This window comes from Paenibacillus xylanilyticus (genome assembly GCF_047246825.1).
In the GTDB taxonomy this organism is placed as follows: domain Bacteria; phylum Bacillota; class Bacilli; order Paenibacillales; family Paenibacillaceae; genus Paenibacillus; species Paenibacillus xylanilyticus_B.
Genome location: NZ_JBFOLB010000001.1, coordinates 1247590 through 1269507 on the forward strand (window position 1 = coordinate 1247590; position 21918 = coordinate 1269507).

17 protein-coding genes are annotated in these 21918 nt (G+C 45.7%); 2 read left to right on the forward strand and 15 right to left on the reverse strand.

Translation table 11 applies throughout. The annotated features are described in order from the left end of the window. Positions 1 to 41: 41 nt before the first annotated feature. Both AB3N00_RS05300 and AB3N00_RS05305 read right to left on the reverse strand, forming a co-directional pair. The gene (locus AB3N00_RS05300) at positions 42 to 629 is read right to left on the reverse strand and encodes a TetR/AcrR family transcriptional regulator (protein WP_413033649.1); all 588 of its coding nucleotides are present in this window, start codon (positions 627 to 629) and stop codon (positions 42 to 44) included. 285 nt (positions 630 to 914) lie between these two features. Next, positions 915 to 1826: an NAD(P)/FAD-dependent oxidoreductase gene (locus AB3N00_RS05305; RefSeq protein ID WP_413033650.1), complete on the reverse strand. Its 912-nt coding sequence runs from the start codon at positions 1824 to 1826 to the stop codon at positions 915 to 917. A gap of 403 nt (positions 1827 to 2229) precedes the next feature. Between AB3N00_RS05305 and cyoE the strand changes: the two genes are divergently transcribed. Then, positions 2230 to 3159 (forward strand): heme o synthase, encoded by a 930-nt coding sequence (cyoE, locus tag AB3N00_RS05310; RefSeq protein ID WP_175396389.1) that lies wholly within the window; start codon positions 2230 to 2232, stop codon positions 3157 to 3159. Positions 3160 to 3252: 93 nt separating this feature from the next. Here cyoE and AB3N00_RS05315 read toward each other — a convergent pair whose 3' ends face one another. The 11 genes from AB3N00_RS05315 to speB (AB3N00_RS05365) all read right to left on the reverse strand — a co-directional run bounded on the left by AB3N00_RS05315 (position 3253) and on the right by speB (AB3N00_RS05365) (position 17037). After that, a complete protein-coding gene (locus AB3N00_RS05315) occupies positions 3253 to 5022 on the reverse strand; it encodes an ABC transporter ATP-binding protein (RefSeq protein WP_413033651.1) in 1770 nt (589 codons plus the stop codon). Beyond that, entirely contained in the window at positions 5019 to 6764 is a 1746-nt protein-coding gene (locus tag AB3N00_RS05320) for an ABC transporter ATP-binding protein (RefSeq protein WP_413033652.1), read from the reverse strand. The genes AB3N00_RS05315 and AB3N00_RS05320 overlap by 4 nt, the downstream gene beginning before the upstream one ends. Before the next feature lie 136 nt (positions 6765 to 6900). Further along, positions 6901 to 7632, reverse strand: a complete 732-nt coding sequence (locus AB3N00_RS05325) for a Stf0 family sulfotransferase (protein WP_413033653.1) — start codon at positions 7630 to 7632, stop codon at positions 6901 to 6903. 439 nt (positions 7633 to 8071) lie between these two features. Beyond that, the gene (locus AB3N00_RS05330; protein ID WP_413033654.1) at positions 8072 to 8896 is read right to left on the reverse strand and encodes a copper amine oxidase N-terminal domain-containing protein; all 825 of its coding nucleotides are present in this window, start codon (positions 8894 to 8896) and stop codon (positions 8072 to 8074) included. Between the two features lie 155 nt (positions 8897 to 9051). After that, on the reverse strand, positions 9052 to 10377 hold the full coding sequence (locus AB3N00_RS05335; protein WP_413033655.1) for an MFS transporter: 1326 nt from the start codon (positions 10375 to 10377) through the stop codon (positions 9052 to 9054). A 12-nt stretch (positions 10378 to 10389) separates the two neighbouring features. Next, positions 10390 to 11325: an oligopeptide ABC transporter permease gene (gene opp4C / locus AB3N00_RS05340; protein ID WP_413033656.1), complete on the reverse strand. Its 936-nt coding sequence runs from the start codon at positions 11323 to 11325 to the stop codon at positions 10390 to 10392. A gap of 17 nt (positions 11326 to 11342) precedes the next feature. Further along, entirely contained in the window at positions 11343 to 12293 is a 951-nt protein-coding gene (locus AB3N00_RS05345; RefSeq protein ID WP_175396383.1) for an ABC transporter permease, read from the reverse strand. Between the two features lie 35 nt (positions 12294 to 12328). Then, positions 12329 to 13342 carry an ABC transporter ATP-binding protein gene (locus AB3N00_RS05350; protein WP_413033657.1) on the reverse strand — a complete coding sequence of 338 codons (1014 nt, stop codon included), beginning with the start codon at positions 13340 to 13342 and terminating at the stop codon, positions 12329 to 12331. A 32-nt stretch (positions 13343 to 13374) separates the two neighbouring features. Beyond that, positions 13375 to 14334, reverse strand: a complete 960-nt coding sequence (locus AB3N00_RS05355; protein WP_413033658.1) for an ABC transporter ATP-binding protein — start codon at positions 14332 to 14334, stop codon at positions 13375 to 13377. A 20-nt stretch (positions 14335 to 14354) separates the two neighbouring features. Continuing rightward, positions 14355 to 15992 (reverse strand): ABC transporter substrate-binding protein, encoded by a 1638-nt coding sequence (locus AB3N00_RS05360; protein ID WP_413033659.1) that lies wholly within the window; start codon positions 15990 to 15992, stop codon positions 14355 to 14357. Between the two features lie 64 nt (positions 15993 to 16056). Further along, positions 16057 to 17037, reverse strand: coding sequence for an agmatinase (gene speB, locus AB3N00_RS05365; RefSeq protein WP_413033660.1), 981 nt, complete (start codon positions 17035 to 17037; stop codon positions 16057 to 16059). A gap of 455 nt (positions 17038 to 17492) precedes the next feature. Between speB (AB3N00_RS05365) and AB3N00_RS05370 the strand changes: the two genes are divergently transcribed. Then, a complete protein-coding gene (locus AB3N00_RS05370) occupies positions 17493 to 17933 on the forward strand; it encodes an ANTAR domain-containing response regulator (RefSeq protein WP_413033661.1) in 441 nt (146 codons plus the stop codon). A gap of 60 nt (positions 17934 to 17993) precedes the next feature. Here the strand turns inward: AB3N00_RS05370 and speB (AB3N00_RS05375) are convergent, their stop codons facing one another. Together speB (AB3N00_RS05375) and AB3N00_RS05380 are read right to left on the reverse strand one after the other, a co-directional pair. After that, a complete protein-coding gene (gene speB, locus AB3N00_RS05375; RefSeq protein ID WP_413033662.1) occupies positions 17994 to 18965 on the reverse strand; it encodes an agmatinase in 972 nt (323 codons plus the stop codon). A 187-nt stretch (positions 18966 to 19152) separates the two neighbouring features. Continuing rightward, the gene (locus AB3N00_RS05380) at positions 19153 to 21786 is read right to left on the reverse strand and encodes a PAS domain S-box protein (RefSeq protein WP_413033663.1); all 2634 of its coding nucleotides are present in this window, start codon (positions 21784 to 21786) and stop codon (positions 19153 to 19155) included. Between the last annotated feature and the right edge of the window lie 132 nt (positions 21787 to 21918).

The following is a 21918-nucleotide window of genomic DNA, read 5'->3' on the forward strand; positions in this document are numbered from 1 at the left end:
TCCTCCTCAAACATTATATATGTTTCTCTCTTTGTGCAGACTTAATGGATCTCTCTCGCATTCTTTGCCACACCCGACAAATAATCAGCAGCCGTCAGCAGAGGCTGTTTATCCTGATTGGTCAGACTGATAATCAGCGCTCCCTCCATTAAAGAGATGACCAAAAGTCCCGTCTCTCGTGCTTTCTCCTCGCCAACACCTTCCATCATCAGATGTTTCGTAATAATTTGCTGCCAGTTCGAGAATACTCCCTGACATGCGACACGCAATTGATGACTGATGCAGGAAGTCTCCACAGCTGCCCAAAAGCTAAATGGCAGAAAACCCGTGAAACCAGCCGCCTCCGTTTCATCAGCCATGTCATGGATAAATCGCTGAATGGCATCTCCTGTACTCTCATGAGCTGCAAAGGTATCCTCGAATTTCTGCATGATATGTTCATTGGCTTTCTGGATGCACTCGTGAGCGAGCTCTTCCTTACCGTGCGGGAAATAATGATATAACGATCCTTTCGGCGTACTGCTCTCCTTAATAATCTGATTTAGACCGGTCGCATGATATCCCTGTGAAAAAAACAGTCTGGCTGCTGTGCTGACAATTAGTTCTTTAGCATTAGACTTTTCACTCAATGGAGCCACTTCCTTAATCTGAATTATAACAATCGGTCTACATAATTAAACCCGTTTCGATAAGCACTGTCAACTACTTTATCAGGGAAATGTTATGAAACCGCTAACAGTTTATTTTCCCAATGTTAAATGATTGAGCAGCGATAAGAATTGATAGCATACCCGTTTAAAACACAACAAAGAGGCATCTGCCTACAGGCAACACCTCTCTGTGTATATTCCTTCATTTAATGAAAAACAAATCCAACCCTACCTCGACTCAAATCCGATCCTTCATTAATAATTCTAACGCTTATCCCATGCCTCCGCATTCAGCTCACTATTGATGCTAACTGCTGCCAACGCTCCCAAGGACGCGGCCGTGATCGCTTGATATATCTCTGAAGCAGCATCTCCCGCACTAAAGACGCCTGGTACAGACGTTTTGGCGAACTCATTAACCACCACCGTCCCAGATTCCGTTACCTCACACCCCAAATTTTTGGCCAGATCCGAACCGATCACGAGCTTGGGTGCAAAGAAAATGCCTGTGCACTCTACGTTATTACCATCTTCCAGCAAAATCTGCCGAACCATGCCTCCCTCCGATTCAATGGATTGAATAGGTGCATCCAATACAGGAACATGATGCAGTTTCAATTCTTTTCGTTGCTCATCAGTCAATCCATCGGTTCCATTTGTGAGTATCGTGAACCGGTTTGTCCATCCCGATATCACTTTGGCCATGTGTACAGCTTTGTCACCACCAACAATGATGCCGAGTGACTGGTCCCTTAACTCCCAGCCATCGCAATACGGGCATACGAAGGCACTCTTGCCGTACACCTCCAATAGTCCGGGAATATCCAGAGGCAGATCTTTTTTTCCGACTGCAAAAAGAAGCTTCCGACCTTTCACGATCTTGTCCCCAGCCGTTCTAACTTCGAATGAACCTTCTGTTCCTGTAACCGCAGTGGCAGTGTCTTCCATGATATGTACAGAAGGATATGCCAGTATTTGCTGCTTCGCAACCTTTCGGAATTCGCTTGGGCTGATTCCGTCTCTCGTTAGAAAACCGTGGGTTTCACGAGTAACCGCATTACGCGGTCGCCCGTCATCTATAACAACGACCTCTTTTCTGGCTCTTCCAAGTACCAATGCAGCATTGAGCCCAGAGGGCCCCCCACCAATAATAATTACATCTACTGTTTTCTCCACACTAAACACCCTTTCCCGGATACTTAAAGTCTTTAATATACCTAAAAAAATAAATCATGTTCTTACCTTCACGGATTTGAAATGTTTAACTGACAACAAAAATGTGAAACAAGATCAATTAAAGATACAATATAATAACTATTAAAGATCCTCTATATCTACAATAAACCTTCAATCGGAAATGCGCAAGTATATTTTTATCATTTTTCAATGTTTTTTTGTTTTTTTCATGACATCTGTAGCACAGAAATTCATTTTTAACAATTAAAAAAAAGCGTGTTTTTAAATTGTTCACAATCAATTGACAGTATTTTTAAACCTAAAACGTGTTTTAATTCACATAGTAAACTAAATGCTATAATAAGTGACGAGATATATAAGTATAGATATAGGAAGTGAGTATTTGAAAACATTGAATAAGGGGTCTCAACCCAAAATTGAATTAGAGTACAGTTCCATTCCGAAAATGTTCTTCGATACGATTAAAGTCGGGATTATCAAGTCTAATCTGATCGCCATGCTTGCCGGTTTGTGTTTGGCATTGTATGTATTTGATGCCTCATTCATAGCCAACATTGTGCCGATCATCTTGTCCGTCATCGGTTCCTCCCTGATCATCGGGGCGGCTGGCGTGTTCAACAACTTGTACGATCGCGATATCGACGCCATTATGGAACGTACAAGAACCCGTCCAACCGTTACTGGTCAGGTTGATACCAAATCCGGATTGATTCTGGGGATCACCATTACCGTGCTTGGGGGCATTTTATTGTATATTGCCTCACCTTCAGCTGCTGTATTCGGAATCCTGGGATTGTTGCTCTATGTGTTTCCATACACCATGTGGACCAAACGTACAACGATATATAATACGGAAGTAGGCAGCCTGTCCGGTGCCGTTCCTCCACTGATTGGCTGGGCAGCCATTTCACCAGAACTTGGACATTTTGAAATCTGGGCTTTGGTTGTTACGATGCTGCTCTGGCAAATGCCACACTTCTACGGTATTGCCATCCGCAGATTTGATGAATATAAAGCTGCCGGCGTCCCTATGCTTCCCGTTGTCAAAGGAATCAGACGCACTTATATTCAAACGAATGTTTACCTGGTATTGTTATTGCTCTCCAGCTTTTTATTCTGGCCGCTGAGCCCGTTTGTTGCCATCGTTGCATTTTTGGTCAGCTTGGCATGGCTCATCCTTAGTGTGGCAACATTTGATCGCAAAGAAACCAAGAAATGGTCACATCGAATGTTCATCTTCTCGATTAATCACATTACGATTGTTTTCCTGGTGATCATCGCCTACTCCCTGATTGCACAGCTGGTTAGATAAAAGGGTACAGCGTTACAACGTGAAGATAAAGAGCCGTACAGACAAACTCTTGTATAGAGTTGACTGTACGGCTCTTTTATTTCTCTTCGGATATTATCCCACTTTGACAGGTGACTGTTCTCCTTGCCACAGCAGTTGCATTTCTTCATTGGTTGCCAGCAGTTCCGCCAGGCTTCCTTCAGCCTCAATACGCCCATCCTTCATGACGATAATATGATCAGCCTTGGCAAGCGCTGCCCGTCGGTGTGATACGGCAATACATGTCACATTTTGCTCGTTGGATAAACCATCCCATACCTGCTGTTCCGTTTCCACATCCAGTGCACTGGACAGATCATCAAAGATAAACAGATCTGCTCCAGTCATCAGCATACGTGCAGTTGCTGCACGCTGAATTTGACCGCCAGACAGCATCACCCCTCTTGGGCCAACGGATGTCTCCAGCCCCTGATCAAGGTGGTCAATATCTTTTTTCATTACAGCAAGGCGAATGGCCCGCGCGAGTGATTCATCCACCTTCCCTTTTTTGCCTTGCACAATGTTCTCCCTCAATGTATCACTGAAAAGGCGAGGGACCTGGGGAGTGTATGCCGCTCTCGGCGGCATTAAGAAGGTCGCCGGATCCACATCTTTTCCATTCCATCGGATACTTCCCGCCTGTTTCGGCAACAGTCCAAGGAGAGTTCGTACAAGCGTTGACTTCCCTGATCCGATGCGTCCGGTAATGACAAGAAATTGACCTCGTTTCAGCCGCAGGTTGATATCCTGAATTCCATTCACAGAGTCAGGATATTGATACGACAGATTGCTGACTTCCAGCTCCCTGAGTTTCTCGTCCGAACCTCTCTGCACTTCACCAAGTTCTGGCGGGTCTTCATACAGATAGATTTCCCGTGATTCCATAATGCAATCTTCTTCACCAGGACGAAACAGCTTGCGCATGCGGTCAAAGGATACCTTCAGCCGTTTATGCTGGAATACCATGTACCCGAATAAGGAAATACTAAAGCCGATGTTGGCAAGATACGATGTAAACAGGGCAAAATCTCCTACGGTGAATTGTCCGGTCCTCATCTCAGCAGCACACATCAGCAGAATTAACCCCGTACAAATGCTGAGTACATGCTGATTCATGGATCTCATCCACTGTTTAAACAGATTATCCCGCAAAGCAGCTTGACGCCGTTCTTCATTTAAATGGTTAAACCGTGCTGAAACATGCTGTTCTGCCTGCCCCAGCTTCAGTGCTTGCACCGCACCGAACGTCTCGGCAATGAAACTCGTAATTCGCCCCGTCGCTTCACGATTGTTCTGGGCATATTTGCGTGCACGATTCCCTGACAAATTGTTAAGCAGGGTAACCACGAGTAAGGGCAAAACGGCAACCAGTGTAATTTTCCAGTTAATGTTCGCCATAATAGCGATGGACACGATCGCAAAGACAAGTCGTCCCCAGAAGTCTACCCACGATTCAACGTACTCAACGACCTCTTCCACATCATCACGAAAGCGACTCATCGCTTCTCCTGGTGAAGCTGGAAGGTTGCGTCCAGGCCAGCGCATGATGCCAGCCAGCATATTGGTACGAAGAATCGCCTGAATATGGTAGACGTATGTAATCCATGCATAGAAAGCGGCAAAGAACGTACCCACTCTGGCTACCCGTATCAGTGCAATGAATATAAGCGGAACTGCCAGCCACAGGTAATCACTGGAGCCGATCGTTGCCCTGTCAAAAAACCACTGCATTCCGATCCCGATCGCAAGCGGCAAGGAATGAAACACACACCATAACAAGCCATTAATGATGAACAGGACAACTTTGAAGCGAAACAGTCGTCCAATAAATCCTGCTACATTCACGCAAGCTCCTCCTCTCTGCCTGTAATCCGCAGCCGAGCATAATGTGAATTCGGATTGTTCGCCAGCTCTTCCCTTGCCCCGAATTCCAATATCCGGCCATCCCCCAGCACCATAATCTGGTCTACCTGCTCAAGCGTAGCCAGGCGATGGGCTATAATAATTCCCGTACATTGCTTCATTAACTGATCGACAGCCGACTGGAGCAGGTGTTCCGTAGCCGCATCCAGACGTGAGGACGGCTCATCCAGAATGACCAGGCTTGGCTCAGTCAGAAACACTCTGGTTAAGGCAAACAACTGTGCTTCGCCAGCAGACAGGGAAGAACCTCCCGCAGTCAAATGAGTATCGAGCCCTTTTGGCTGGGTATCGATCCATTGACGCAGTCCAAGCCGATCGGTCGTTTCCAGGATCATGTCATCCGAGACCTCCTGATTAAACAGCGTCAGATTATCCCGCAATGTGCCATCGAACAACTGTACATCTTGCGTCACCATGCCCACTCGTCTGTAGAGTGCCTGCAAGCTAAGCTCGGAAATATCCTTGCCACCAACACGTATGACACCACTATCCAGATTGTACAAACGAAGCAGCACACGACTCAGACTGGACTTGCCGCTGCCTGTGCGACCAATAATCCCAAGTCTCTGCCCAGGCTTAATTTTAAAATTGATATCCCGCAATACAGGTTTATCTTCGTTATAACTGAAATTTACCTGCTCAAATTCCAGACCAAGCGCTCCATCTGGCAGCCGTTCCTGATCTCCGTCTTTGATTTCGCTGCTTAGAGCAAGCAGTTCCCTGGAACGAAGCATACCGGATTTCGCTTTTTGAAACTCCTGGACCTGATCTCCAAGCATCTCAATCGGATCATTCAGCATCTGGGTGTATTGATAAATAAGAAATAACGTACCGAGACTGATTGCCCCCTGCATAAAATAATGAACACCCAGCAGGAGAACCGCTGTGACAGCAATGGCAAACAAAATCACGGTTGTATTCCACGGAATAACGCGTAAAATCCAGGCTCTCCGGCCTTTCAGGAAAACAATTCGCATCAATTTGTAGAATCTGTTCATGACATACGGTACATGCCCATTCGCCTGGACATCCTCGATTCCGGCAATACGTTCTTCGATCATGCCGAACAGGGAAGCACTTGCTTCACGCTCATTTTTGGAAGATTGTACACCGAGGTTACGGATAAATACCATAAACATAATCGATAATAACGTAAATACCGTCATGACGATCGCAATGGGTAAATTCACCGTGAACATAAACCCAAGTATTCCCGCAAGCAATACAAAACTCCCGATAACCTGCACAATAAACATGGCGAAGAAGTTTGAAATGCTCGTTACGTCTCCATCGACACGTTCAATCATCTCCCCGGGTGTCTTAACATTGTGGAAACGCATATCCAGACGCAGACAATGCTTCAGCAAATCCCCGCGAAGCTGGTTTGTTGCCCGCCACGATACATCATTTCCCAGATAACTTACCGCTACGGTAATCAGCTGATTAAACACGGCAACGACCAGAAAAAAGGCTGCCAGCTGAATCAGACTTGTGAGTATTCCGCCACCTGCGGCTGTATCGATAAACCGCTTGATAATCTGCGGATTCAGCAGCTGCAAGCCTGTTGAAGTCAGCAGCATAACCAGCAGCAGGGCCAGCCGCCCCTTCACGGGTTTCAGGTATCGCAAGAGCCAGGACATGGATCTTTTTTCTTGTTTGGGCACATTGCCCACCCCTTTACGTCTATTTAGATGTTAGTCTCATTCGGCTTATCACATCTCTTACATGGCTAAGACGAATCATGCAGAAAAACATGAAATGCCTTGTTTACGGCCCAAGTATCATTATTAACATGACTTTCTACCATCTTTTATTCTCCCAACCCTTCTGGCCATCTTCCCGGAACCTTTGAACCCACTGTTCGGAAACCTCGTCTGCGATGGGGTCAAAAGATGGAGGCGAAATGGTAACGTGATCAGATGGGATATCCAGATACTCCAGCACTTTTATGACGGTTCCTTCGTAATCCTGTATAAAATCCTCATATACAATCGTTAAAGGGATGATCCCCGACTCCGAAAGAAAATCCTCTATTGCAGCTTCGCACATGTTACTTTCAATAAGCAGGTGTTTAATTGCATCAAAATGATATTGGTCTGCAATATTATGCTTTTCCGCCTGATCTCCATGTTTGCGATGCCACTCACCTGAAACAATGGCTCGCCACCAGGATACAGCCAATCTAACTTTGTTTCGACGTGTCATGTAAATATGCTTCGTGCAGTTAGGGAAACCGGTACTCCATACTTCAGCCCGCGATACTCCGGATGGCAAATGATACAGATTGCGGATTGCATCAATCCATCGTTGTTCAAAATTGATCTTGATGCCAAACACACCATTAGGCGTTGTTCCCTGCTCCCACATTTGCTCCAGATCTTCTCGTTTCAGGGTATCCGGACTCTTCTGCTGAAAGTGCAGCCATTCCCCGGGTTTGCCTGCAAGGCCCGTAGAACTTAATGCTTCACTGAGCAGTGTACTGCCTGTGCGCTGGGAAAACCATATCGTATAACTTTGAACCGGTTGCTTCATCTCTTTACCTCTCTTTCTTCCCTTAGGAATATTATAAAAATAGATGCCCAGTCTCCTTTCCATGTGAACAGATTGGTGGAATGCATGCAAAAAAGCCATAGATGAACTGATGTTCATCTACAGCTTTGTATCAACAAGAGAACCATATGAAATCAAAAACGTTTCTGGATTTCTCCTCTGCATCGCAATAATGAATAGCGTCCACGCCAGGGGCTGCACAAACACGGCTCTCCAAACGCTGACATTTTCACCTTGGACAGTACCTATGCTCATGCTTATTCAGTTATCGATTCGAAACCCCACACTGGCATGAACATATTCATCTACCCACCCGTTACACATATTTGTTGTTTATTGTATTCGCTCCATAAGGATACGTCAAGAACATTTTTACTTAATTGTTATTTACTTCATGTTGATAAAATCATTTGCAACCGAACTAACGATCATACTCCAGATTAGGAATCATTCTGAAAACAAACTTTATTCGATTGACCTTCCATACACCCTCACTGTATACAAGTTCAATGTTTCGATCATTCACGTAGTGGGATTCACCCGTTAACGAATTTCCTAGAACATACGACTGAGATAACGTTCCAGTTGTACTGCTCGTATAATTAACGGAGTTCTCAGGAATATCATACTGAATCCATTCGCTCTGCAACTCCTGCCCTTTAATGATGGACTGGATTAACTTTTCTGTAAAATAGGGCTTGAAATATGTCCGTATTTGATTAATCTCAGACAGATTGGACGTTTCGTTCATTTTTTTCGATAATAAATTGATCCGTGTTTGGCTTATTTTCTGAGAATCAGGTATCTGGGATTCATCGTTCTGGACGTTCACAACCACCGTATGATCATTTAACATCATTGTAGCCTGTTTGTTTTCACCATCCCAGCTCAGCTCGGCCCCAAGCGTCTGACTGACAAATCTCAACGGAACATACGCAGTGCTTCCAATTAACACCACAGAAGAATCCATGGTTATTACCTGGTCATTCACGCGCGCATTTTTGAAGTTAACAGCGAGAAAAATCTCCTTCTCATCTGTTTTGATTCGTATATATTTGTCATCTTTATACCACTTTACATCTCCCCCTAAATTGCTGGACACCACTCTCAAAGGGATCAACACCCGATTTCCAGATAACACTCCATCCTTAATCTCAACTGTAGTATCCTCAGCGAGAACCGTAGTGGAAAGTGTAAAAAGCATTATAGACGCCAGCACGGCTAAAGCAATTTTTTTCAATATCAAGTAACAGCCTCCTTTCGAGTAAATAACGTAACTATCTTTTCTAAATCAGTTAACGTTATCTGACTCATGAAAGTTGCCGCCTTCTCAAAAAAGACGCTGGCCTGAATGCCAACGTCTCATTATCATTTTGCATAATCCTTTATTTGCAATTCCATTTACTTGTTTATCGTTCCGGTCATAAGCGACAAACGTTCCACCCGTTCTTCCTTCTTATTCAGATTGGAATGGATATAGAACATCAGCAGTGCGGCAAACGAGGACATGGTTCCCAAAAAGATGACCGGCACGATTCCCCACCAATCATAGACATTCCCGAACATCAACGGACCAATCATTCGGCCGATATTCGCAAATCCACCAGTAAGCCCCATATAAAAAGGTGCGTTCACTCCCGTTTGTTCGGACAGGAATGTAGGTATGGTGGGAAGTAACATCATTTCCCCAAAGGTGGCAAGAATCATGCCGAGTACCAGATAAATATAATGTTCGTGAAAAAACAAAATGAACGTAAACGCCAAAGCCGAAAATAAGGCACTTACAAACATCTGCCTAACGATAGTTGGAGCAAACCGCTTCTTGATCCATGACGTAAACGGCTGCCCCAGCAAGATAACCAGTCCATTAATCGTCCACAGCAAGCTGTAGAACTTGAGGTCCAGTCCCTGCTCGTCAATATAAGGAGCAATGCCCGTTGACCATAGCGAGAATGAAATCCAGAAGAACATGGCTCCAAAAGAGAGAAATAGATAAATACTTACATTTTTCAGCAAGCTCCTTCGATTCACTGGCATGTCATTCGCTGTCATGTCATTTTTTCCTTCTATTATATGTTGGTCCGGTTCCTGAACTGAATCGATTGTTTTGTGTGAATCGACCTGGCTTGGCAGGCGCATGAACAGCAACAGAAAGACAGCAAATAATAAAGTGGTTGTTCCCGTAAACAGATATGTCAGGGTAAAAGAAATCGATGCAATCAAGCCGCCAACCATGGCACCGATCGACAGCCCAAAATTGTTACAAACGTACATCAGATTGTAGAGCGTTCTGCGATGCTCTTTCCAACGAAAACCGACGTAGGCGTTTAGGGAAGGAAGTGCAATTCCGTTTACAAAACCGAGCACGCAAATGAAAACAATGTAAGCTGGCCAACTGTCCGTCAACGCAATGCCAAACAGCATGCAGGCAGAGATCAGGAAAGAGCCGGTAATCAGAACTTTGGGACCCAAGCGATAATAGAGGTTGCCCCCCACCAGTTCGCCGAAAACACTGCATAGTGCTTGATAAAGAACGATCAATCCGGCCTCTCCATACGATCTGCCCATCACATTGTGCACATACAATGTAGTTAATGGCCACATGATAGCCTTGCCTGTAGAATTAACGAAGCTCGCGGCGATGAATAAGAGTGCATCCCTTGGATAGTTACGAAGATGCCCTAATTTGTTCCAGGACGATAGCATGGAAATTAACGTTCTGTTCATGTTCCCTCTTCTCTATGCGCTGGTCCTGCGAGGATCCATTGCATCACGGATACCATCACCGATAAAATTAATGGATAAGACCGACAGAATAATGATTAGGCCTGGTGGAATCCAGAGCCAAGGCTGACTTGTCAGGGCCGTTATGGACTGTGCTGCATTTAGCATATTCCCCCAGCTGGCTGTGGGCGGCTGTACGCCCATACCCAGAAAGCTCAAGGAGGATTCGGACAGGATAGCGGCGGCGGCACCAAAAGTGGCATTGACCAGAATTGGTCCCAAAGCATTCGGCAAAATATGCCCAAAAATCAGTCGAGGTGAACTAAAACCTAGCGCCTGTCCTGCCTTTACAAATTCGGTTTGCCGAAGAGTTAATACACTGCCCCGAACCAGACGTGCAACCGCAGGCCATCCCAGCAGAGCGAGTACAATGATAATGTTGGACAATCCGGTGCCAAGAACAGTTACCAGAACCAGAATCACCATCAGACTTGGAAAAGACATAAAGACATCGATGATTCGATTGATCAACATGTCTACCCATCCCCCCACATAACCGGCGATGGCTCCTACAATGGTACCTACACATACGTAGAGCAAAACAGTAACTACACCTACGGCAAGAGATACACGTGTCGCGTAGATCAGCCTGCTCAGCACATCCCGGCCCACCTGATCTGTACCCAGCCAATGCTGACTGGAAGGAGAAGCGGCAAATGCACCCGTAATTTCGTTGGGATCGTAGGGAGCAATGAATGGTGCAAAACTACTGATCAGGATGAGGAATCCGAGAATAATCAGCCCTGCTACCGCAAGTTTGTGCTGGACAAAGCGATGACCGATCATTTTCCAGTAGCTCTCACGTTCAAAACTCGGTGTATTTACTGCAGCAGAACCCGCAACGAGTTCAGGGGAAGCAGCTGTGCCAGACTCCAGATTTAGTGAAGGCATAATGCTCACTCCTTTCTTCAACTGTATTTGATTCGAGGATCCACGACCGCATACATCAGATCAGACCACAGATTGGCGGCCAGTACAGATAGGGCTGCAAGCATATTTACACCCATCAGCAGCGGAAAATCCCTTGAAAAGATGGCCTGAATCGTCAATTGTCCCATGCCGTTCCACTGAAATATGCTTTCTGTAATGACGGCTCCCCCGATTAATACAGGAATATCGAGACCCGCTATCGTGATCAGCGGAATAAGTGCATTTTTCAAAGCATGCTTGTGAATTACGATAAATTCTCTGACTCCCTTGGCTCTTGCTGTTCGCAGATACTCTTGTCCAAGCACTTCAATTACACTCGCGCGAACATAACGGATCATTCCGCCAGAGATGGAAGTTCCCAGCGTAATTGTAGGCAATATCAGGTGAGTCAGCGTATCCCCGATCCCGGCGTTCCCTCCCATGGTGCTCATGCCTCCCGTGGGAAGTACACCCAACAGGACGCCGAAGATATAAATCAGGCCCAGGCCCAGAAAAAAATTCGGAATGGAAACACCCAATAACGAGGTGGTCGACATTAAATAATCAAACTTGGAGCCCGACTTTACAGCACAGTAAATGCCAATCGGGATCGCAATCAGATATCCAAACAGAATCGATGCCCCTACCAGCAGCAAGGTCGGACCTATTCGTTCAGCGATTAAACTGGTTACAGGTTGGAAGGAACTGAACGAATGCCCCAGATCACCCTGCACCAAATTCACGAGCCACTTCCAGTACCGAATCATGAACGGATCATTTAATCCAAGTGCTTCTCGCCTTAATTGTTTGTCCTCTTCACTCACATCCGGATTCACATACATGTCCACGGGATCCCCCGGGGCCAGATTGATGAGGACAAAATTAAGGAAAGTTACTCCAAACAATACCGGGATCGCGATCAGAAGTCTCCGAAGCACGTAATTCAACATAAAAGGCCCCCTCTGTGCATACATGGTTATAACGTTTATCCAAGTGGATCATGACAAGCATACAAGTGTCCTTTACGGAAGATATCTTCAGTAAGAAGCGGCTCCTCCTCCTGACATTTGGTACTGGCGAGTGGACAGCGGGTATGAAAACGACAGCCTTGTGGTGGTGATGCGGGACTTGGTACATCCCCTTCGAGTACAATTCGCTCTTTGTTTCTCAAATGGGGATTCGGAATAGGATAAGCATCGAGCAATGCTCGGGTATATGGGTGTCTGGGCGAAGAAAACAACTCTTGTGCCGGGGCGAGTTCTACCACTTTGCCGAGATACATTACGGCTATGCGATTACTCATATACTTTACGGATCCAAGGCCGTGACCAATAAACAAGTAGGTTAAGTTAAATTCACGCTGTAAGTCCTTAAGCAGATTCAGGATTTGGGCCTGAATGGAAACATCAAGTGCCGAAACAGGTTCATCACACACAATCAGTTTGGGTCTAAGAGCAACCGCACGCGCGATACCTATTCGTTGACGCTGACCTCCCGAGAATTCATGTGGATATTTCCCCAAACCTTGAACCGATAATCCTACAATCTCCATTAACTGTGAAGCTTCTCGCAAGGCTTCGGCGTCCGACATACCTCGTAATACGTGAAGAGGCTCTGTGATGAGATCGACAATCCGCTTTCGGGGATTCAATGATGAATAGGGGTCTTGAAATATCATTTGAATATCCCTGCGCAGTGTTCTCATCTCTGCGCCCGACACTTGGGTCAGATCCCTTCCTTCAAACAGCACCTTGCCTGAACTAATATTCTCCAGCCCGATAATGCTGCGTCCAAGCGTAGATTTGCCGCAGCCTGATTCCCCGACCAGACCAACAGTTTCTCCAGGGTATACCTGAAGGTCAATTCCATCCACTGCCTTGATCTGTCCAACTGTTTTTGAAAATATGCCCTTCTGAATGGGATAATATTTCTGGACCCCTTCCAGCTGGAGTAACGGTTTATCGGCGCTTTTCTCAATCGGCATTCGCATCGCTGACATGTCATGTCCCCCTTATCCTGTAGGTTTAAGTCTTACACCGGAAACCAGCAGCGTACTTTATGAGCTTCGCGAATCTCTGTCAATGGTGGAGGGGTATGGCATTGGGCTGCCGCCCTGCTGCAGCGATCCATAAATCTGCAGCCTGAAGGCATGGATTGGAGTGAGGGAACCGAACCGGGAATGGAACGCAGCTCTGCGTCTTCAATTTCGATATGTGGGATGGATTCCATTAGTCCAATGGTGTAAGGATGTTCGGGATGATCGAACAGCTCATATACGTCTGCCTCCTCGACGACCTGCCCTGCATACATCACGATGATTCGATCCGCCATTTCGGCAACGACACCCAGATCATGCGTGATTAACATAATTGAAGTCCCTGTTTCCTCACGGATTTGTTTCATCAAACTCAGAATCTGGGCCTGTATGGTTACATCAAGTGCTGTTGTCGGCTCATCAGCAATAAGAAGTTTCGGCCTGCATGCCAGTGCCATGGCAATCATGACACGCTGCTTCATTCCACCGGACAATGTGTGGGGATACTGTCCAAGCAGCTGCTCGGCCCTTGGAAATCCAACCTGTTTTAACAGGGAAATGCCATGCTGTTTCGCTTCCTTGGCTCCCATCCCAAGATGCAGTCGAATGGTCTCCGTCAATTGATTGCCAATGGTAAAGACCGGGTTAAGAGAAGACATCGGATCCTGAAAAATCATGGAGATTTCCTTGCCGCGAAGCTTGACCAGTTCGTGTTCAGGAAGTTCGGCCAGATCCCTTCCATCAAATCGTATGGAACCACTGCTGATATAACCGCTCCGTCCAAGCAAACGCAGAATGGATAATGAGGTGACACTTTTGCCGCATCCGGATTCTCCTACAATGCAGAGTGTCTCTCCTGCTTTTAGGGAGAAGCTCACATCATCTACCGAAGTCACTTCCCCTTGATTAGTACGGAAATTGGTCCTGAGATGCTGTATTTCAAGCAGTTCATTCATGCCTGTTCCTCCAATTCCATTTATTTGCGCTCCCACATGTTAACGTCATAATGCATGCCGTCCACCACGCCACCTTTACCCGCGATCTGTTGAGAAATCGCCATCAGATTAAATTCGGAGTATACCGTAATCAGCGGTACGTCTTCCTGAATCATATTTTGCAGCTTGTTGTAGATCTCTTGACGCTTGGCTGAATCTGTCTCTGCCATTCCGGCATCAAATAATTCATCCACTTCCGGATTGTTGTAACGCATATCGTTAAGTGCTGCTGTGGAGCGATATACGGTTGCCGGGCCATCAGGGTCCATAATACTGCCAAAGCTGCTAAGCACAAGATCGAATTCGCCTGCAACAAGCTTCGAAACCGTCGTCGGAAAATCATAATTCACCTGGTTTACCTGAAGCCCGATGGCTTGAAAATTTTGCTGAATGATATTGCCTGCCATCTCACGAGTGCGGTCACCGGTAGGCACAATCAATTCAATGGGGCGCTTCATATCGAAGCCGGCTTCTGCTAACATTTGTTTGGCTTTTTCAGGGTCATAACCATAGCTGATAATATTGTCGTCATGATACGGATGACTGTTGGCATACGGGCCGTCCTGCAATTCTCCGGTGCCTGGCATCAGCTGTTCTACAATCATCTGCCGGTTGATCGCATAGGCCAGGGCTTGTCTTACTTTTTTGTCCTGAAAACGTTCCGTATTAATCTCGATCGAGTTGTATCTCCGGGTCTGCTCCTCTTTCGTTGTCAGCCCCTGAATGGATTTTACGGTCTGCCATTCTGAAGCCGGGATATTCCCTACCCCTTGTGCCGCATTCATGTCCAGCTCTCCGGATTGAAGCTGTGCGACCATATTGGAGGCTGGCATGATTTTGATAAACACCTTTTCAATCTTGGGAGCTCCACGGTAATATTCCGGATTGGCAGCGAGTTCCACATAGGATTTGTTCTCATATTTCACAAAAGTATAAGGACCTGAAGTCACATTGGGGCTGCGCCAAAATGAGTTTTGATTCAGTTCTGCCGGATTTACATCCTGCAGCACATGTTTGGGGACAATCAATACATCGGAGAAGCGTTCATAAACCAGATTGGGGTCCACCGGTGTTTTGGTTCGAATCTCAAGATGTTTCTCATCAATGACCTTGATCGAATCCAGCTCTTCAGAGCCTTCAGGCAGCGTCCCTTTCTCATTCAATCCGTCTAGGGAAAATATGGCGCTGCGCTGTGTAGTGATCGTCATGGGATTGGCAATCAGGTTGATCGTAAATTCAACATCCTGTGCAGTAATAGGTGTACCATCTGTCCAGTTTGCATCCGGATGAATGGCGATGCGGAACGTTTGATTATCATCTGTCTCAAAGGACTCGGCAAGCTGCATTTCGAATTGAAGCGGGCCCGTTGTTTTGACCAGACTATCAAAGAAATATCGGTAGGTGAATACAGCACCACTTGAGCCACTTCCGTCTGAGTCGATCGGATTAAACATCAGAGGCGGGTTCGTAATCCCGATGGTCAACTGATTTGCCTGAGTATGGTTACCTTTGGCTGCACTCGCTGATGTCCCTGATCCTTGTCCTGCCGAACCGCAACCTGTGATAAGCATCATTCCGAACAACGGAAACAGCGCTGTCCTCTTCAACCATTTTTTCATATGAACGCTTCCCCCTTATGTTTTGCTATCATTTATCCTTCCGCAGCGAAAAGCTCCTTGAGCGCTATAATGCTGCTTCAGCAGTCTCCGACATCTTCATATCCGCTCTGCGCTTCACAGCAAGCAAGCTGACAAACTCGAAGGCAATATTCGCTGCATTCAGTGCTGTGACTTGACTTGGATCGCGATCCGGAAGCACTTCCACCAAGTCAAAACCGATAAAATCGATACCGGCCAGACCCCGAAGCATTTTCTGTGCTTCGTAGGTCGTAAAGCCGCCAACCTCCGGTGTTCCTGTACCAGGTGCATATACCGGGTCCAGAAAATCAATGTCAAAGGTTAGAAATACCGGTCGATCTCCCACGCGTTCCTTAACTTTCTGACACAACTCAGGAATGGTAAGCTCCCTTACATCATCGGTTGTCATCACTTCAAACCCCATCGCACGCGCCTCATCCAAACCTCCAGCACGATAGGTCGTTCCTCTCATTCCCATTTGAATCGAGTGATGTGGATCAATCAGCCCTTCATCCACGGCGTAACTGAAGACTGCTCCATGAGACCACATTCGTTCAGGTTGTTTGGAACGTCCTGTATCGGAATGTGAATCAAAATGGACAAGGCATACCGGACCATGTGTTTGCGCAGCTGCCCTTAAATGCGGAAGCGATATGGAGTGATCTCCACCCAATAGAATGGGAACTACTCCTGCCTCAAATACAGGCGCTAATTGCTCTTCGATCGCTTGATAGGATTGTTCAATATATCCGGGATGTACAAGAAGGTCACCAAAATCGATACCTGATAAAAATTCTGAAATATCAATCTGGTGAACGGGAGATATCGGTCGAATCCGCTGTGACATCGTACGGATGGAAGCTGGACCGAAGCGTGCACCAATCCCATAGCTTACACCTGTATCAAAAGGAACTCCTATGACCGCAAAATCAACATCTTCCAGTGTTTGTACATACGGCAAATGCATGAAGGTATGGATGCCGGAATAAAGAGGCTTTCCCATGTCGATCTGTGGACGGTATTTCATGTTTGATCTCTCCCTTTGTTTATCATTTCAACTTAAAAAAATACAAAAAGAGGCCGCTTATGAGTAAGCGGCCTCTTTGCCATAGACAACCATCCTCCAGATGAAGGATGATTGCTTGTATGCAGTTGTGTAATGCCAATTATAGAAACAGCCTCAATCAATGTCAATATATTTGACACAAATTCTCGAATAAAAGATTTTGCAGCTAAACTACGTTATGTTATATCACTTGTTCTGTTGACTTTTGTCGGGATGTATTATATAAATTAACATTAATCAGGTCATCCACATCCAGTTCATACACGAAGATATTGTCTCAATTCCGACTTCGAGGTGATGGGTAAATTATGAAACCAAGACTATTGCATGTTCATGATATCCCGACTACAAAATGTCGAGTTGATGTCAAATTCAACGAATTAGGTTATCGGGTTGAGTCAATTGAGGCTGAATGTATGAGTCAACTGACCAAGAGCAGGTTTGAAATGATTATTTTGGATGTCCCCGCATGTCGACTGAAGAAATGGCTGTATTCAGCCAGTCACTTGTTCTCTTTCCCCATTTTATGGTGGTGTGACGAGCGTAAACCTGCCACCACTGCTCCTCATGAGAAGCTTGACGGTGTACTCTGTTCAGGAATGAATGACAATGAACTTCAATGGTCTTTGCTGATCGGTCTTAAAAATTACCAGACCCGTGTTCATCTGGAGCGGGAATACCGTTTCTTATCCACCAAACTGGAAGAAATCAAACGAGTGGAGAGTGCCAAGATATCACTTAGCAAGCAAAAAAACATCAGCGAAACCAAAGCCTATGAATGGATGCGCACGCAGGCCATGAACGAACGCAAGAAACTGGTTGATATTGCAGAATCAGTGTTGACTGAAATTAAATAATTACTAGATCATCAAAAAAACCTGCCTGTTGAACAGGCAAGGTTTTTTTCATGCGTTTTTTTAACCTGTAATACTGGCAGCCAACGCTTCCTTGGTACTCCGGCGATACAGGGCCAGCAGTGTAATAAATTCAGATACGATGGAAGCTGCATTGAGGGCTGTAACACGCGTAGGATCACGATCCGGCAGCACCTCCACCAGATCACAGCCGATCAACCGAATTCCCGCAAGACCCCGAATCATCTGAATCGCTTCATACGTCGTGAATCCGCCCACTTCCGGCGTGCCTGTCCCGGGAGCGAACACAGGGTCCAGAAAATCAATATCAAAGGTCAGGAATACGGGCGTATTGCCCACCCGGTCTTTGACTCGCTGACACAGTTCCTCGGGCCCCAGCTTTTTGACATCATCTGTGGTGAGCAGATCGAAGCCGAGTCCCCTTGTTTCTTCATAATGTGTCAAACTGGAATGCCCTCTCATTCCCATCTGAATCGAGGTTTCGGCATTGATCCAACCCTCTTTCACCCCATGATAAAACATATTGCCGTGTGAATATTTGCGGATCTCGTCCATGGGCTCCCAAGCATCCGAGTGCGAATCAAAATGCACCAGACTGATCGGCCCGTATTGCTCCGCCGCTGCTTTCACATGAGGATAGGAAATGGAGTGATCTCCACCCAAAATAATCGGTACGATTCCACTTGAATAGATGGGTGCTAATTGTTGCTGTACCGTTTCATACGTCTGTTCAATGTATCCGGGATAGATGGAGAAATCGCCATAATCAATACCTGATAAATATTCACTGCTATCAATGCCTTGAGCAGGATTGGTTGTTCTGATCCGCTGCGACATTTCCCTGATGGCCGAAGGGCCAAATCTGGTGCCTACCGCATACCCGGCTCCTGTATCAAATGGATTGCCGATAATGGCATAATCTACGTTCTCCAATGTCTGAATATGGGGCAAATGCATAAACGTTCGCACCCCCGCAAAGGCCGGCTTTCCTCTTTCCAGTAAGGGACGATACATGAACAACACTCCTTTGGATTTTTTCGCATATAAAAACAAAAAAACCGCTCCCTTATCTATGATAAGTTAGCGGCTCTATTGCCGATCAAGTGTTAATCTATCCAGAAACAACACTTGAATATATGCATTTGTTATGGGTGTAATATAGCAAACTATGCTATTATCGTCAACATTTTCTTTTGCCTGATTATGAATTGATCTGCTTCTTGATGTAATACGTCTCCATCACTTGCATAATGGACTCGCTTTTAATTGGTTTGCTTACATATGCATCCATGCCTGCCTTCAAGCACCTGTCCATGTCCCCTCTCACAGCGTTTGCCGTTACCGCGATAATGTATGGGCACTCTTCAGGATTCAGCAGCTCCTTAATCGCTTTTGTAGCTTCGAATCCATCGAGTCTTGGCATATGCACATCCATAAAGACAATATCGTATGCATTACGTTTGACAGCCTCGACTGCCTCAACACCGTCCGCCACATGATCTACAAAGTGTCCCTTTTTCTCGATCATCCTGCTAAGGACAAGCTGATTCACCTCATTGTCTTCCGCGATCAAAATTCGAAGAGAGGCTGCTCTGCTTTTTTTCTGCAGTCGATCAAACCTGTTGCTCTCTTCACTGTTGTTTAATTTGAAGCTGGCTGTAAATATAAAGGTTGTACCCGGTTCATCCGATTCTTCGATCCAGATATCACCCTGCATGAGCTCAACCAGCTTCTTACTGATGGCAAGCCCCAGACCGGTGCCTTGAGGTGTGCGGGTCATGAAGTTCTCCAGCTGGTAGAAGGGCTCGAACAATTGTTGTCTTTTCTCTACCGGAATCCCTATCCCCGTATCCTTCACCTTAAAATACAGCTGTACGTTATTGCCGCACTGCTCCTTAACCCCAACTTCAATTTCCACGCCGCCTTCTGAAGTGAATTTGACCGCGTTGCCGATGATATTGGTAAGTACCTGTTTAAGGCGGTAAGCATCACCATACAACGGAGTTGGAATGCCATCATCCAGAGATAAACGGATATCCAGCTTTTTCTCGCGAACGAGTGGTTTCACGATTTGCACGGTCTCTGTCACGATTTCTCCAAGATCAAAGGGATCGTCCACCAGATCGGTTTTGCCTGACTCAATTTTGGAGAAATCAAGAATATCATTGATAATGGCCAGCAGGGAATCTCCGCTCTTCTGGATAATTTCGATATATTCCTTTTGTTCTCCGCTAAGTCCAGGGGTATCCAGGAGCAGGTCCGTCATCCCGATGACACCATTCATGGGAGTACGGATTTCATGGCTCATCATCGCCAGAAATTCACTTTTGGCCTTATTCATTCTCTCGGCTGTCTCTTTGGCTACAAGCAGTTTTTTCTGCTCGGTGATGTCCTTCGCAATAAGGTAAAACCCAACATTATTTTTATTGATAATGATCGGTGCCAGCGTAGCCAAGACCTCTGTCTCACTGCCATTCGTGTGGCGAATACTGTTAATCTCCTTCTCGGCCATCTCGTAATTGCTGCGCAGGATCAGGCCCAGATTACTGGCGCCAATAAATCTGCTGATGCTTGTGCCAATCATCTCAGACACCGGACAGCCCGTCATATTTACGGCTACAGGATTTGCATTCATAATGTTACCATCCATGTTAAACGAAATAATGGCGTCATGATTATATTTTTTCAATGAAGTGTACCGTTCCACAGATTCCTGCAGCTTGAATTCGATCAGTTTCCGTTCAGTGATGTCCTGCAGTGTTCCATTTAACTGGACTGGCTGTTGGTGTTCATCGAGGGTGATCAACCCGCGCAAGTGAAGGTATTTTTCACTTCCATCCGACCGGATGTGCTTGTATTCAAAATCAAGCGGCTCCCCTTGTTTTACCCATCCAATTTGTTCTCGTAAAGACGCTGCATCCGCCGGAGTCATCACGTTGAAAACGTCACTTGCCCGATAGGGTTTGCGGGTGCGTTCAAGTTCAAAAATCTCAAAAATTTGATCTGAAATGGCAAGCTGGTCATTGACCATATCCCACTCCCAACTGCCGATCATTGCTATGCGCTCTGCCTCTGCACTGATTTCCTCATGTTTCTTTCGCTCGGATACATCTCGTCCAATCGAAAGAATCTGCTGCTCGTGTTCAGCGTCCCCGATAATCTTGTATGTGGTTTCAAACCAAAGATAATGCCCATCTTTATGACGGACCCTTATATTCAGCAAATTACCTGTACTCAAGTCCATTTGCGAGATCCGCTCCAAATCTTGTGGATGGAAATAGGCATTATTATTTTGGCCAATTACGTCTTCTTGCGAGTAACCCAGTAAATTTTGGACTGAGGGTGAGCAGAACCGACATACCCCATTAAAATTGGCGATATAGATGATCTCCTGAGCGTTATCCGAAATGAGTTTGAACATCTCTTCACTGTGCAAAAGTTTTTGTTCGGACAATTTACGATCGGTAATATCTACAATATGGCAAATGAAGTAAAGAGGCTCTTCCGTTACTTCGTCTCGAGCCAGGGATACATGCAAGGAAATCCATAGTACATCACCATTTTTTTTAATGTAGCGCTTTTCGTATTTATGCTCTTTGGACATGCCTTCAAACAGCTCGCACGCATAGACCGTATCTTTTGGTGTATCATCCGGATGCGTAATATCCTGGTAGCTGAGATGGATTAACTCCTCACTAGTAAAGCCCAGCATACAGCAAAAAGCAGGATTCACTTTCATCCATTGCCCTGTTGGAGAAACGAGTGCAATTCCAATAGGCGCTTGGTTATAGATCTGCTCGAACAATTCATGATGGTCGACCTTTTGAACCTGCATGTTAAGCTCTCCTTTGGTATATAACTCTAGTTAATTATTGTCGAATTTTATAATTTTCTTGGATATCGTTTACTCACAGTTTAGTCGGTTTAAAACCGATAATCTCTGCTTAATACCCAGTATTTTAGCCAT